Origin of the sequence: Zobellia uliginosa, assembly GCF_018860745.1 — a bacterium.
Classification (GTDB): Bacteria; Bacteroidota; Bacteroidia; order Flavobacteriales; family Flavobacteriaceae; genus Zobellia; species Zobellia uliginosa_B.
In genome coordinates this window covers 691,140-706,905 of record NZ_JAHKPY010000003.1, presented here as the reverse complement: position 1 = coordinate 706,905, position 15,766 = coordinate 691,140, and the positions used below count along the sequence as shown (strand labels likewise).

Sequence of the window (15,766 nt, the reverse complement as noted above, 5' to 3'; positions counted from 1 at the left end):
TTTATTTACTGCCAAGCTACCATTTTTTTTGTATTTTGTATAAACCAACTATTAAAACCTATCAAATGAAAATCAATTCATCCATCAGACCGCCTAAATGGTTCTGGATAGTAAGTACACTCGCCCTACTCTGGAATTTAATGGGTGTTTTTGCTTATCTCGCCGATGCGTTTATGACCATAGAAGATTTGGGTACTTTACCCCAAGACCAAAGATTACTTTATGAATCAAGGCCTGTTTGGGTTACCTCCGCATATGCAATTGCCGTTTGGGGAGGAACCTTAGCTTGCATTGCCTTGTTATTTAGAAAGAAATGGGCACGTACGTTATTTTTGGTGTCCCTTATCGGAGTTATAGCTCAAAATCTGTATCAGTTTTTAATGAGTAATACTTTTGAAGTATATGGTACTTCTGCTATGTTTTTACCTATTATGGTAATTGTAATTAGTATTGCCCTACTTTTATTTTCAAAATCATGCTATTCTAAAGGTTGGATTTCATAATATTGTCCATAAGGGCGAAATAGATTACTTAACACGTGGCAAGTGCTCCAATAACTATTAGGCAATTGAGATGAACAAAGCTTACTGCGTTTTAACGATTATTTTAAATAAAGTAGGAAAAATGACGTTTTTTAGTCTCCTTATTTAACCCCGAACCACTGGAAAACAAATTTTTATGAAGTTTATATTAAAAATATTCCCCTGGAAAAGAACCATAAATGTTTCTATAGCAATCATTGCCGCACTCATTATTTTTAGTTTTTACGGCCTCTATACAAACACTTTTTATCTATTAAAAGCCAACAATTATATTTTTCCTTTGTTAACTTTATGTCATATTACATTTTTATATGTGTTGTGGTTTAAAATTAAAGAAGATGAATTAACCGATCCACAAATGCGAAATCTAGAATATATTCTATATGCCGTTTTTGGTGTTTATGTATTTAAAACTGTGGAGTCATTATATATTCTTACAAGCTTTTCCGAGTTCGAAAATCATATCATTCCATCTAGTTTTTTCCCTGTAGGAATATTAATATTCATATTACATGTGCTCTTATTGGGCCTGACTCTTTTGGCTATTAAATATCGAAGAGATATGGTAGGACCATATATCTTTGATGACATGAACCAACAAATTGATTCTTGGGAGTGAAAGTTCAATAGCATTTATATAATAAAACCCCGTTTTACAACGGGGTTTTCTTTTTAAATAAGTACTATCCTATTTAAAAAATTCAACGTCAATCTTGGGATTACTTGATTATAATTTTTCTAGTAATCATTTTACCATTTGGCTGGCTAACTCGCAGAAAATATATACCTCCTGGTACCGATTGCACATTGAGAGCAATTTTTTGGTCTCTTACTTGACTAACCAAATTTTGTACTGGATTACCCGCAGCATCAAATAAGTAGACATCAACATTTCTTGCAGTGAACTCGGGCAAAGAAACATTCAACACATCCAATGCCGGTATAGGATACGCTTTCGCAGTTACTTCAGTAACTGGAACATCCTTACGCACCACCTCTATCGGATTGGAAAGGTCGTAACATCCCATAAGGTCGTTCGCGTTAAGGCCCATCTCGGCACCTTCAAGTCCGTCCTCGTAACGTAAATGCCAGATAAGGCAAGTGCCCGCTCCCGCTCCGTCAAAATCTACGCCTTCTACGGCCGCCATGGATGGTGGAATGCCCAATATCTTCCCCTCCTCGTCCGTGATCACGAACGTACTGTTCTTGCCCGAACGCTCGCCCGTAACGGTTATCCCGCTGACCATATCGGGGCTGCCGTCCACGTAGAACTCAAAAGGCCCTCCCGTTAACGTGCCGGCATCGGTTTTGGTGCGCACTACCGTTATGGGGTTGGAAAGGTCGAAAGTACCCTGAAGGTCGTTCGCGTTCATTCCCATCTCAGCTCCTTCAAGTCCGTCTTCATATCTCAGGTACCAAATCAGACAGGTACCTGCTCCTGCCCCATCGAAGTTGACGCCTTCAACGGCATCCATTGTTGGCGGTAGTCCCAGTATTTTTCCAGTATCATCCGTGATTACGAAAGAACTGTTCGTTCCCATGGCTTCTCCGCTAAGTGTTATCCCGGAAACCATATCCTCGGTGCCGTCCACACAGAAATAGAACGGACCTCCGGAAAGTTCCCCGGCATTGACCATCGTTCTCTCTTTTCGCACCACCTCTATCGGATTGGAAAGATCGTAACATCCCACAAGGTCGTTCGCGTTAAGGCCCATCTCGGCACCTTCAAGTCCGTCCTCGTAACGCAGGTGCCAGATAAGGCAAGTGCCCGCTCCCGCTCCGTCAAAATCTACGCCCTCAACGGCCGCCATGGATGGTGGAATGCCCAATATCTTCCCTTCCTCGTCCGTGATCACGAACGTACTGTTCTTGCCCGAACGCTCGCCCGTAACGGTTATCCCGCTGACCATATCTGGGGTACCGTCCACGTAGAACTCGAAAGGTCCGCCCGTTAACGTGCCGGCATCGGTTTTGGTGCGCACTACCGTTATGGGGTTGGAGAGGTCGAAAGTACCTTGAAGGTCATTCGCGTTCATTCCCATCTCAGCTCCTTCAAGTCCCTCTTCATATCTCAGGTACCAAATCAGACAGGTACCTGCTCCTGCCCCATCGAAGTTGACGCCTTCAACGGCATCCATTGTTGGCGGCAGTCCCAGTATTTTTCCAGTATCATCCGTGATTACGAAAGAACTGTTCGTTCCCATGGCTTCTCCGCTAAGTGTTATCCCGGAAACCATATCCTCGGTGCCGTCCACACAGAAATAGAACGGACCTCCGGAAAGTTCCCCGGCATTGACCATCGTTCTCTCTTTTCGTACCACCTCTATCGGATTGGAAAGGTCGTAACATCCCACAAGGTCGTTTGCATTAAGGCCCATCTCGGCACCTTCAAGTCCGTCCTCGTAACGCAGGTGCCAGATAAGGCAAGTGCCCGCTCCCGCTCCGTCAAAATCTACACCCTCAACGGCCGCCATGGATGGTGGAATGCCCAATATCTTCCCCTCCTCGTCCGTTATCACGAACGTACTGTTCTTCCCAGAACGTTCACCTGTTACAGCTATCCCGCTGACCATATCGGGGCTGCCGTCCACGTAGAACTCAAAAGGCCCTCCCGTCATTGTGCCACCGTCAGGCTGATTTCTATATACAGTAATAGAGTTTGAAAAGTCGTATTCGCCTTCTAGCCCAGAAACGTTTTGGCCTCCTTCTAAACCTTTCAAGCCTTCAGAATAACTTAGATGCCATATCAAGCAGGTTCCTGCGCCAGCACCATCAAAATTTACTGCTTCGGGATTTGGTGGTAATCCCAGTATTTTACCGGTCTCATCAGTCACTACCCATTGTGAGTTTTCCCCACTATTACCCATGACTTCTACATCAGAAACATGGTCTGGATAATCATCCCCTACACAAAATTCAAAAGGACCTCCGATAATTTCTCCGCCAACAGAGGCGCCCTCTATATCTTTTGCGGAAATTTCAGGTGACATTAAAAACATCACAAAAGTCAGCAAAAGTGCAGACCACGACAATGCGCGTGGCCTGTGGTTCGTATTCAAATTAAAAAGTAATTTTCTTTCCATAATAATCTGTTTTTAAGTTGTACCCAAACTAGTTGATATATTGAATGGAAAAGTCACAAAAAGCTAAAGTTTTCTTTTAATTCCGTGATACTTTTGTGAACTTTTACGACTTAAGCATCAGGTTATCAATAATTTTCGGGTTTCAAAGGATATAATAGACCATTACCTACCGTTTATCTAATTTAGAAACACTGTGATAACTATGTGATACTTTTTAACGTCATTCGTACTTAGAATTATGAAAGAAATATTGATTATAGAAGATGATCCAGAAATCATCAAACTGTTAGAGATTCATCTTACCGATCTTATTTATAAGACTGCCAAAGCCATGGATGGTGCCGAAGGGTTGCTGATGGCTTTGAATAACGATTATGACCTTATTCTATTGGATTTGACCCTGCCAAGTATGGATGGGGTTGAAATTTGTAAAAAATTAAGGACGGAAAAGGACACACCCGTAATTATGCTAACGGCAAAATCGGAAGAAATAGATAGAGTGCTTGGGCTAGAAATAGGTGCTGACGATTATATCACAAAACCGTTTAGCATTAGAGAGTTGTTAGCCCGCGTCAAAGCTGTAATGCGGCGTACGGACAACCAGCAATCCAAAGCTGACAATACTGCAACCATAACTTGTGAAGGCCTGTTTATAGATATTGATAAACGAAAAGTGCTTTTGAACGATACTAAAGTTGAACTATCTCCCAAGGAATTTGAACTTCTGGTTTTAATGGCTTCAAATCCAGGGAGAAACTACTCACGAACAGAATTACTGAACATGATTTGGGGATACAATTTTGAAGGCTATGAACATACCGTGAATTCTCACATTAATCGTCTACGAGCTAAAATAGAATCTGACATGGCCAACCCTACTTTTATTCTAACTACTTGGGGCGTGGGCTATAAGTTTAACGAAGACATATCACTATGAGTCAGAAAGAAAAAACATTAACGCCTAAGCTGGTCAAAAAACTCTGGTTGGCATTTGTACTTCTTGTCTTATTAATGGGGGCTTCATTCATATTTATTACCGGTTATTTTGCCAATAAGTATAGCCAAGAGACCACCCAACGTCTTAATGCCGATGTTGCTAATCACGTAATCGCTGAAAAATTTAAAGATGCTTCACCATTTCTTGCTGACGGTAGTGTAAATAAACCTCTTTTTGGAGATTTAATGCACGATATGATGGCAGTTAACCAAAGTATTGAGGTTTACTTACTAAATGAAACGGGAGAAGTTTTGTATTCCGTAGTACTGGACCATGGCGATAAAAGCTCAATTAAAAGTGTCTCCTTATCTCCCATAGAATTCTTTATTAAAAATAAAGGGGAGCGTTTTGTTCTGGGTGATGACCCAAGAAATATTGGAGAGCAAAAGATATTCTCTGCAGCACCTTATTCTGTGGATGGCCGAAACGGGTTTGTTTACATTGTTCTTGCCGGTGAAAAGTTCCAAGAAGTAAGTGATAACCTATTGAGTCAATATTTTACCAAATTAGGAATTGGTGCCACTTTACTGACCATGCTTTTCTCATTGATAATCGGTCTTATTGCCATTTGGTTCTTGACCAAAAATTTACGTTTGATAACAAAAACCGTCCGTAAGTTCCACGACGGAGATTTACAGGCGCGAATTATAAATCCTGAAAATTCGGACATTGAAGTGTTTGCCAACTCGTTTAATGAAATGGCAGACAGTATTGTTGGTAACATGGACAAAATGCAATCTATTGATTTGTTACGAAGGGAATTGATTGCCAATGTCTCTCATGACCTTAGGACTCCCTTGGCTATTTTAAAAGGTTATATTGAAACTTTACAGATTAAAAACGATTCACTATCTGAAGGTCAAAAGCAAGAGTATCTGCAAATTACACACGATAACGTAGATAAATTGTCAAACCTAATCAATCAGCTTTTTGAATATTCTAAACTGGAAGCCGAACAAGTAACTCCAGTAAAAGAACCTTTCTCTATCACCGAACTATCGCATGATTTGATTGCAAAGTTTAGAGTACTGGCTGAACAAAAACAAATTGATCTTCAATTAGACAATCCTGAAGAAAACTGTATGGTCTTTGCAGATGTTAGTCTTGTGGAAAGAGCTTTGCAGAATCTGATAGAAAATGCACTGAAGTATACCCAAGCGAATGGAAAGGTTACACTATCGCTTCAGAAAAAAGGAAAAAACGTTGAAATTAACATTACTGATACTGGTACCGGAATCCCTGTAAATGAACAGCCTTTTATTTTTGATCGTTACAAACAAGTAGACAAGAGCGCTAAAAAGCAAGGTTACGGCCTTGGTTTGGCCATAGTGAAAAAGATAATGGACTTACATGACACTACCATTACCGTGTTGAGTAAACCTAAAGAAGGAAGCTCTTTTATTTTCAACCTCCCAGCTTATCAAGTTTAAAACAAAAACTGAGCACTATTCGTAAGACAACGAAGGAGTGCTCAGCTTTATCAATTTTATAAACTGTGGAAATAAACAATAGTTGAGTTTGTTTTCTCAATTCACCTTACTCCCTGTAGTTACTCCTAAATCCCTGCCGTCCGTAGCTTTTCCTTTTAGCGGAGAATCCGCACTTAAAGAATAAGAACCATCCGTGAATTCAGGGGCCAAATCCCATTGGTTTTCTACAAAATACTTCTGATCTCCTGTCACAACCATTTCATCCGAATTGCTTAGCGCATTATTACGAACCTTAACTATTGGCTCACCTACTACCAAATGCATTTCTATGGCTTTACTATCCTTAAAAATATTATTCTTAATATCTGTTTCCTGTACGCCATATAAAGAGATAGCCGATTTGTATTTGTTTTTCTTTCCGAAACCTACATTATCGAACACGTTGTGATCAACTTCCAAGAAAGGCCCAAAAGTACTTTCATCCTTACCTCCTCTATACAAACGTAAAGCAGCTCCCTGTAAATCGCTTATAGTGTTGTTTTTCATAATAAAATACTCCACGTTATAAGCGCCAATATCATCCGTTTCCTTATCTAATGCAGCGATGCTCCCCGTAATTTTTTTGAAGGTTGAATTTTGAATGCTGATGGTATCTGCAAATGTGCCTTTGGAAACCCGCAGTACATCAAAAGAATGGTTTACGACCAAATCTTTAAACTCACAGTTATCAATAAACAATTTGTAGTTGTCATTCATAGAGTTTTTACTGGTACTGATAACCGAATTACCTGCGTAATCAGGAGATTTAGCACCATCAAAAGTGATGCTTTCCAAAGACAGACTACCTCCATTTTGAATTTCAAAAGCCATCATTCTTTCGAATAGAATAGTCGCCTTTTTAACTCCGTTAGTTTTAAACGTTAGTGGGTGTTTAATTTTTACTGCTTTTGTCAACAAATAACTACCTCCTTCTTCCAACTCAATAATATCTCCCGCTTCCGATTTTTTTACGATATCAAACAAAGTATTGATTCCAGCTTTTACTTTTATCGTTTTACCTGAATTTAATGCTAAACTGTTGTCCGCTTTGGAATACCATGTTGTACCTGTATTCTCTTTGGTTGCAATTTTTGGACTAATCGTAACCTTAGTTTTGATTTTTTTGGATGTAGGAATTAAAAACCCTTGTTCATTTTTTATCAATTTAATATCTGCATTCTTAAAGCCTTTTTCAATACTGGTTTCAGAGTTTTTTCCTAAAATATTATTCTTAAAGATAATCCCGCTAATATCATCATCAATGGTAAAGATGTCCTTCTTAACATCATTATAAACAATATTCTCTGAAAATTCCGATGTTCGTGGCGCTTGACTTCTTTCTTCGTCACTTCCTGCTCCAAAAAGGATATTATCACAATTCACGAAAGTATTGTTGTTCACTTTAGAGTCGATTACGGGTACATAACGGTTTGGCGGCGAATTGGGTACTCCGTTCATCATTACAAATGCACCTCTAAAACGATACCCCGTTAAACCAATATGGTAATTATTGATCACCGTTTGTGTTTCGTTAATTACACGAACACCACCTGTACTAGGTTTTCCGTTACCAATAAATACGTTTCCATCTACCAAGGTTTCATTTCCGTGACGCATGGTTAATGTTCCTGTACATTCAAAAAAAGTATTGTATTTAAAAATATTCTGACAAGATTTATTTGATATTATTTCGTGCTCGCCATTGGTTCTATCAAAATAGTTAGATTCTACCAAAGTATTGGAATTTTCCAATGCATGGTGACTGGTTCCTATTCTTAACGTCTCACCTCCATTGTTTCCATAGGTAGGGCGGGGTCCAAAATAGTTGTGGTCTATTTTATGATTGTTCTCTCTACTATCTTTAGTATCCAGACCTACAATCATAGTAACTCCCAAATTCTTTTTACCCACAATATGGTTATGGTCTATTCTGTTATTTTTGCCATAAATAGTAACCCAATAATCCTGTACTTGACGTTCTGGATTATTAAAATTATCGATAACACATTCTGTTAATCTAGAATTATTTGCCATTTCTTCCCTACTTTTCCTAAAAGAAATCACGGCATTAGTTGGGGTGTATCCATTTTTAAAAACGAGACCTCTAACAATTAGATGATTCCCGGCGATTCTTAAATTTGAAGCTCCTTCTAAGGTTACTTTTCCTTTTTCTTCAACCGTCAGCGTAATCGGTTTTTCAGCAGTACCATTAGCTTCAAATAAAAGCTCTGCATCCGTCCATACGCCATTAGCAAGAACAATACTTTCGCCAGGTTGTACATTTTGAAGTGCTTTTTCAAATTCCGCTACGTTTTTTACTGTTGCTGTTTGCTGGGCCTCAGCAAAAGAACAAGTAGCAGTAATCATAATCAACGATAAAAATTTACGTAAGTGTCTCATTTGTAATAGTTGGTTAACTGAAAGTGAGAAATAGTCTCACAACTTTAATCAGGCTTATATTAGTACATTAACTTTAGCGGAAGGTTTTCCTCAACAGCCATTTCACCTGAGTTTTCTATTTCATTATTAGCATGTGTATTATTTTTTGCCCCCCATAGACGAGCTACAAATTTCACTTCATTATCTAGAAATTTGTTCCCTGAAAGTTCCACATTAATAATACCGTAAGTATTTAATAAAATACCATCTTCCTCCTGTGCTCCACATGTAGTGAAGCTACTGTTTATTACTTTTAGGTTTCCACCTACCGTAGATTCGTCATAGCCGCCCCTGTAGTAATCAATAACATTTTTGCTTACTTCTTTAAATTGACAAGCATCAATTAAAATATTCTCGGCATTGTACTCACCACGATCATCCGTTTCCTCAGACAATTCTATTCCGTTTGCACAATTAGCAATCACGGTACCTTTAAATACAATGTATTCCGAGAACGAATATTTATAGGCTTTTAGCACATAATCAAAATCAGATATTTCAGAATCCATAACCGTTAAATTATACAGGCTGGACATGTTATTCTTTAAACTTGCAAAGGCATATTGCCCATTGGTTCCTTTTAGAATAACACTTTTTAAGGTAAGCTGTCCTTTTGGATTCATTTCAAATGCTGGAGTTTTTACCGGACCATTATATTGAATGATTGCTTTTTTATTTGCATCTGCGGAGTGAATAGTGAGTTTCTTATCAATCTTTAATAAGTTTTTCAGTTTATACCGACTTGAAGTTAAAACTATGGTATCTCCACTTTTAGCTTTTTCAATAGCTTTTGTCAATTGAGAGACAGAACCTACAGAATAAGTCTTGTTAACAACACTATTTGCCGTTTCAGAAGTATACCAATCTGGACCGTATTGTGACCTATCCATAAGATTTGGTTTTTCGGCTGGTGCTTTAACGACGGCTCCAACAGAATTTTTATCCTCCCTGGAGTTTCCAAAAATATCCGTTTTAATCTGGTCAAATTCAAATCCATTATATGGCTTCACACCTGAAATATCGCTTGCAGGTACAAAAATGTTTTTCTCCAATTCCAATACATTAAAATCCTTGGATTCCAAACCTGAAACCTCAGTAAAAGAAACACCTTGATTATTAATTATATTACTCTCAAAATCAATTCCATCTATGGAGTCGTGAGCAATAATGGGTTGGGCATCACCTTTATCGTTATAAATTAAATTATTCGCTACAATCGTACGAATAGGTCTAGCCGACCTGATTTCAGAAAGCGGAAGAATATTCTTTTGATCCACATTTGTCCCTACTCCAAACTGCCAAGGAGAGTCACAGTTAACCCATGAGTTATTGGCCACCACAACATCCGTCACTTGCAAATATCTGTTAAGCGGCGATTTTGGTATTCCATTCATTACAGCAAGCGGACTTCTAAAAGTTTTTCCCTTTAGGTCATAGAAATAATTATTAGTGACCCAATGTCCGGTACCTATCAACCGTATTCCTCCTATTTGCTCCGAATTAGTGTCGCCTATAAAATAATTACCGTCTACAATACAGTAATTACCATGCCTGGTTACCAAAGAACCTTCACTCTTATAAAAGACATTGTTCCTAAACTCATTAAAATTGGTTTTGCTAGAAATAATCTCTACTTCCCCATTACATCTATCAAAGAAATTATTTGACACCACCGTATAACTTGGCGCCATTGAGGTATAACTATTACCAAGTTGAATAGTTTCTGCACTGGGTCCGCCTTTTGGAGGTCTTGGTCCAAAATAGTTATCATGAATTTTATGATGGTTCTTTATGCTTTGGTTACCTGCCAAATCAATTCTAACTGTTGGCCCTCTGTTAGATTTGCCTGCAATGTAACAATGGTCCAACTCGTTATATCTTCCATTAAAAAGTACCCAAAGGTCCGTTTGGTTTCTTTGGGCTTTATTATAGTCTAGAATTACGGTATTGGTTACACGGGAATGATTAGCAACCGTATCCTTGTTGATAGCAAAATTAATAACGGCATTAGAAGGAGATGCGCCATTAGTAAAATAAAGACCGCTAACCACCAAATACTCACCCCCCAGTTTTAAATCTGATTGCCCACCAATATGCACTTTACCGGCTGTTTCCGCTCTTAAAGTAATAGGTTGTTTCTCATTGCCATAACCTACAAACTTAATTTGTATGTCGTTCCAATTCCCATTGGCCATGATAATTTCATCTCCAGGACTTGCTGTTTCTATTGCCGCATTCAGCTCGGTACTGTTCTTTACAAAAACACCTTCCTTTTGAGGTGATTTGGTAAAGGATAAAAATAAAATAGCGGTACTTATGATTAATAGACTAGTTTTCATTCTTGAAGTTTGTTGAGAGCGTTTATTCTATTCAATTCTAGAACCCGTTGCAAGTTTGGTTTACTGATTTTAATTGGTTTACCAAACTGGTTTACCAAATATAACTCATTTATTCTTTTAAACAAACTATTTAGACATTACAAGTTATATGAATTAGCTATAAAGGACATCTTTCCATTATTTAATAAACACCCGGGCAACCCTGTTATTATTTGAATCTGATGTTCGTCTGGCAGAAGTTACACTTGGTCTAAATCTTCAAATTTTTTTAAATATCACTAGTTATATACTTCTAACTTAAAATCCCTATCATGAAGTTTAAAAACCTACTATTTATCAGTACTTCCCTTTTGATTTTTGGCGCATGTTCTAGTGATGATTTAGATGTAGATGTACCTGAAACGGATACAGAGCAACCAGAAGAAGAACAGAACCCTGATAACAATGCACCAGATACATTCAACCTAACCGCTGTAAACAATGGTGCATCAGATATTGAAATGAATCCGCTTTTGATGTGGAGCGCTACAACGGATCAAGATGGGGATGACATTACCTATAAATTACTTTTAGACACCAACGAATCTCCTGAAACAACGATAGCAGAAAACTTAACAACAACAGAATATACTATAACCGAAGGTTTGAACCGAAACAAAGTATACTACTGGAAAGTGATCGCTATGGATGGTAAAGGTGGTGAAACCGAAAGTACAGATGTCTTTAGCTTTACCACCAAAGGACTTACCCTATCGGAATCAGCTTTGGTCACCAATGCAGAATTTAGTGATCGAAGAAATCATAGTATTACCGAATTTGATGGAAAACTATGGTTGATCGGCGGTCAGGACGACAACTCAAGTTATAAGGATGTTTGGTCTTCCACAGATGGAAAAGTATGGGAACTAGTAGCAGAGGATCCGTTTGGATTTGGTGGTAAAAGTAATCATACCGCTATTGTTTTCAAAAACAAGTTTTGGATTATTGGCGGTGGTTTTAGTGACATCTGGTCCTCTACCAATGGAATAGATTGGGTACGGAACGATTTATCCGGTCCATTTGGTTCTAGAGAAGGGCATTCTACTGTAGTTTATGATGGCAAGCTTTGGGTAATTGGTGGTACTAAAGGATCTGAGCAAATGAATGACGTTTGGTATTCCGAAGATGGGATAACTTGGACAGAAGCTGCCTCAAGCACCCAATTTTCACCACGTACAGACCACACTACTGTTGTATTTGATGGTAAAATGTATTTAATGGGAGGAACTACAATTCAAGATTTTTCACCTTTATTCTATAATGATATTTATACATCAACAGATGGTATTAACTGGACGGAAGTAGCTACTGAATCCGTATTCGAAATTCGTGCCAATCAAACTTCATTGGTTTATGATAACAAAATGTGGGTCATTGGTGGCTGGCAAGCTTTAACGAACCAAGAAACAATGGAACAAGATGTTGTTTCGTTTGCAGACGTGTGGTATTCAGAGAATGGAACCCAATGGAATAAATTGAACGGTAACGATTCCTATACTGGAAGATTAGGACACGCTTCTGTGTTATTTGAAAATAAAATACTTATTTCCGGTGGATTGAATATTGACCAAGATGATAATCTTAGAAGTCACTACAATGATGTATGGGTCATTGAATAATTAGAGTTCTACAAATATTAAAAAAGCCCTTTCTAACGAAAGGGCTTTTTGCTTTTTATGCCATTTTTTTTACAAACCGTCTATATAGCTACCATAGAGGTCTTTGAATTGATATCCTTCTGCAAATCTGTTTTTGCTTAGTTTTTTATGCGATACCAATCCCCATAAAACCAATTCCTTTAAAAAGTATATATCTTCTTTTGGAAAATCTGGTTGATGTTCTTTTACCAGTTGACTCAGCTCAGGAATACTATCTAAAGTCCGTTTATATTCCTCATCGGTAAACTCATCTAGAAGTTCAAAACCTTCCCCTTGAAAGAACCAACTTAATAAGTCATCATAAGGAGATGGAGCATCTTTTCTTTCCAATTTGTTTATAGCAGGAAAGTATTGAGGAAACAGACTTTTTACGGCATCATCAATCAATATTGCGGCAACACCATCAGCACCTTCTTGCTCTCCTTCGTAAACCAGCTCTATTTTACCGGTAATCGCGGGAACCACCCCCATGAAATCGCTCAACCGTACCAATGTACTATCAGCGTCAGTCAATAATGCCCTTCTTTCGGCAGTACTCAATAAATTTTCAAAGGCAGTAATACTTGTTCTTGCACTTACCCCACTCTTAGCATCTACATACTCACTGTCACGTGCTTCAAAAATGATTTGTTCCAACAAGTCTTTTGCCAAATCCGGCACGTAAACTGCATCCGTTTGGCGTGCATCAAGATGCGCTTCTTGTTCCGTGATTTTTCTTGCCGTTTCAATATCCTCTGGATAATGGGTTAATATTTGAGACCCAATTCTATCTTTTAACGGTGTTACAATACTTCCCCTGTTGGTATAATCTTCAGGGTTTGCAGTGAATACAAATTGAATATCCAATGGTAAACGCAATTTAAAACCACGAATCTGAATATCGCCTTCCTCCAAAATATTAAATAGCGAAACTTGAATCCGAGCTTGTAAATCCGGAAGTTCATTGATTACAAAAATACAACGGTTAGCACGCGGAATCATTCCAAAATGAATTACCCTATCATCTGCATAAGACAATTTAAGGTTGGCCGCTTTTATTGGATCTACATCACCAATCAAATCGGCCACGGTAACATCCGGTGTTGCTAATTTTTCTGCAAAACGCTCATCTTTATGTAACCAAGAAATTGGTGTATCATCTCCTTTTTCTTTTATAAGTTCCATGGCGTATCTAGACATTGGTTTCATAGGGTCATCATTAATTTCAGAACCCTCCACTACCGGAATGTATTCGTCTAATAAATCTACCATTAAGTGAGCTAAACGAGTTTTGGCCTGACCACGCAATCCTAGTAAATTAATATTATGCCGAGATAAAATAGCGCGCTCCAACTCTGGAATAACGGAATCTTCATAACCCCATACTCCCGGGAAAGTTTCTTCCCCTTTTTTTATTTTTTGAATGAGATTGTCTCGCAACTCATCTTTTATCGACTTGCCCTGGTAACCTGCAGCTTTTAACTCCTTTAATGTGGTAATCTCTTTATGTTTCAAAATCATATGTTTCTATACTATTGTTTATCAAAAATAGGAATGGTTTGTTTTAAATCTTCCGGTCTTTTAATTCGTACTTTAATATTTAAATATTGCCATCTTCCATTTACTTTTTCTGCTAATACATCCATATTAGCACCAATCTTTTTTTCCTTTTTATCGCCTTTTAACTTTACAGTTATAGCTATTGTATCTCCTTGTTTTGAATATCCTACTGAACCTTCTAACAAATCAAAGGTTCCAATAAGTTTCACATTGCCCAACAGTTCAATTATCTTCGAATTCTTTCTAGTGATCGCTAAGGCTCCTTCTGTGACTTCAGGCTCAGAATATGCCCTTGCCAAATACACTACATTTTTAGGTAAATCCTTTGGTAAGGTCGAAATAAATAAGCTCATACAAATCAAGAAAAACAACGAAAACCAAGTGCGTTTTCTTTTAAACCAAGGTTTTTTATATGTTGTCATTCCGTTTAGCCCCGTCTTATTTCAATCTCTTTCTCCTATTCGTTTCGTAATCTTCAAAAATCATTTCACCCAAACCTTGTAAACCTGTAAAGAATGCCTTGCCTTTGTTGGCTTCCGTAAAATGCCGGATAAACTGCATTAAATAGGCATCTTGTGCAATCATAAAGGTGGTAATAGGAATATGTAATTTCCGAGCCTGCCGTGCCATGTTATAACATTTCTCCACTATATATTCATCCAAGCCCACACTATTCTTATAATAAGAACCATCAGGAAGCCTCAAACAACTGGGCTTTCCATCAGTAATCATAAAAATCTGCTTATTGGTATTCCGTTTACGTCGCAGCATATCCATTGCCAACTGAAGTCCAGCTACCGTATTGGTATGATATGGCCCTACCTTTAAGTACGGAAGGTCCTTTATGGGAATAGGCCAAGCATCGTTACCAAAAACCAAAATATCCAAAGTATCCTTTGGATAGCGAGTCGTAATCAACTCTGCCAATGCCATCGCCACTTTTTTTGCAGGCGTAATGCGATCTTCACCATACAGAATCATACTGTGGCTAATATCTATCATCAGAACGGTGCTCATCTGTGCTTTATGCTGCGTATCCTCAACTACTAAATCATCTTCATTTAAAGTGAAGCTGCCCATACCATGATTGATTTGGGCATTTTTCAGACTTTCGGTCATTGAAATATGTTCTAAACCATCACCATAACGGTATTCTCGCAAATCGCCGGTATGTTCATCTCCTTGTCCAGATTTACCAGTTTTGTGATTTCCGGAACCACTCCGTTTAATTTTACCAAAAATCTGATCTAATGCACGTTGGCGAATAAGGCGTTCCATTTTAGCAGTAATAGAAATATTTCCTTTCCCACCATTTTCATCGCCCTCTTCTCCTTCTCCACCGGCAGCATCATCGTCAAATTCTTCCTGAATGTATCCTTTTGCCTTTAACTCCTCAATAAAATCATCAATCGTATATTCATCATCCGTCAGTTCATACTCCTTATCCAATTCACGAAGCCAATCTATGGCCTCGTCAAAATCACCCGAAGTATGGGTTATGAGTTCTTGAAAAATATCAAAAAGTTTATCGAAAGGAGTTTGTTCCGGTGCTTCATACGTTGAAAACCGGAACCCTTTTCTTGTGTTCATAGCCATTATATAAAATTACTTAATAAAACCGTTAACACCTCCATTTTTAGGAAATGTTAACGGTTGCAGGC

The 15,766-nt window shown here is 38.2% G+C and carries 11 protein-coding genes; 5 read left to right on the top strand and 6 right to left on the bottom strand.

What is annotated here, in order from left to right:
- Positions 1 to 65 precede the first annotated feature (65 nt).
- Both KO521_RS06775 and KO521_RS06770 read left to right on the top strand, forming a co-directional pair.
- On the top strand, positions 66 to 503 hold the full coding sequence (locus tag KO521_RS06775; RefSeq protein ID WP_215939142.1) for a hypothetical protein: 438 nt from the start codon (positions 66 to 68) through the stop codon (positions 501 to 503).
- Between the two features lie 175 nt (positions 504 to 678).
- Positions 679 to 1,161, top strand: a complete 483-nt coding sequence (locus KO521_RS06770) for a hypothetical protein (protein ID WP_215939141.1) — start codon at positions 679 to 681, stop codon at positions 1,159 to 1,161.
- A 100-nt stretch (positions 1,162 to 1,261) separates the two neighbouring features.
- On the opposite strand, the gene KO521_RS06765 is transcribed toward KO521_RS06770, so the two are convergent.
- A complete protein-coding gene (locus tag KO521_RS06765) occupies positions 1,262 to 2,353 on the bottom strand; it encodes a T9SS type A sorting domain-containing protein (RefSeq protein WP_215939140.1) in 1,092 nt (363 codons plus the stop codon).
- A 1,510-nt stretch (positions 2,354 to 3,863) separates the two neighbouring features.
- Here KO521_RS06765 and KO521_RS06760 point away from each other — a divergent pair.
- On the top strand, positions 3,864 to 4,562 hold the full coding sequence (locus KO521_RS06760; protein ID WP_215939139.1) for a response regulator transcription factor: 699 nt from the start codon (positions 3,864 to 3,866) through the stop codon (positions 4,560 to 4,562).
- Positions 4,559 to 6,052 carry a sensor histidine kinase gene (locus KO521_RS06755; protein ID WP_215939138.1) on the top strand — a complete coding sequence of 498 codons (1,494 nt, stop codon included), beginning with the start codon at positions 4,559 to 4,561 and terminating at the stop codon, positions 6,050 to 6,052. Before KO521_RS06760 ends, KO521_RS06755 begins: the two co-directional genes overlap by 4 nt.
- Before the next feature lie 96 nt (positions 6,053 to 6,148).
- Here the strand turns inward: KO521_RS06755 and KO521_RS06750 are convergent, their stop codons facing one another.
- Positions 6,149 to 8,491, bottom strand: a complete 2,343-nt coding sequence (locus KO521_RS06750; RefSeq protein ID WP_215939137.1) for a polysaccharide lyase 6 family protein — start codon at positions 8,489 to 8,491, stop codon at positions 6,149 to 6,151.
- A gap of 59 nt (positions 8,492 to 8,550) precedes the next feature.
- Positions 8,551 to 10,869: a chondroitinase-B domain-containing protein gene (locus KO521_RS06745; protein WP_215939136.1), complete on the bottom strand. Its 2,319-nt coding sequence runs from the start codon at positions 10,867 to 10,869 to the stop codon at positions 8,551 to 8,553.
- A 311-nt stretch (positions 10,870 to 11,180) separates the two neighbouring features.
- Here KO521_RS06745 and KO521_RS06740 point away from each other — a divergent pair, with 311 nt between their 5' ends.
- Positions 11,181 to 12,527, top strand: coding sequence for a Kelch repeat-containing protein (locus KO521_RS06740; RefSeq protein ID WP_215939135.1), 1,347 nt, complete (start codon positions 11,181 to 11,183; stop codon positions 12,525 to 12,527).
- Positions 12,528 to 12,596: 69 nt separating this feature from the next.
- Here KO521_RS06740 and KO521_RS06735 read toward each other — a convergent pair whose 3' ends face one another.
- Genes KO521_RS06735 through KO521_RS06725 form a run of 3 tightly spaced genes read right to left on the bottom strand, consistent with a single transcriptional unit; the run spans position 12,597 to position 15,701 of the window.
- Entirely contained in the window at positions 12,597 to 14,066 is a 1,470-nt protein-coding gene (locus KO521_RS06735) for a magnesium chelatase (protein WP_215939134.1), read from the bottom strand.
- Positions 14,067 to 14,077: 11 nt separating this feature from the next.
- Entirely contained in the window at positions 14,078 to 14,527 is a 450-nt protein-coding gene (locus KO521_RS06730) for a cytochrome c oxidase assembly factor Coa1 family protein (protein ID WP_215939133.1), read from the bottom strand.
- A gap of 16 nt (positions 14,528 to 14,543) precedes the next feature.
- The gene (locus tag KO521_RS06725; protein ID WP_194534805.1) at positions 14,544 to 15,701 is read right to left on the bottom strand and encodes a vWA domain-containing protein; all 1,158 of its coding nucleotides are present in this window, start codon (positions 15,699 to 15,701) and stop codon (positions 14,544 to 14,546) included.
- Between the last annotated feature and the right edge of the window lie 65 nt (positions 15,702 to 15,766).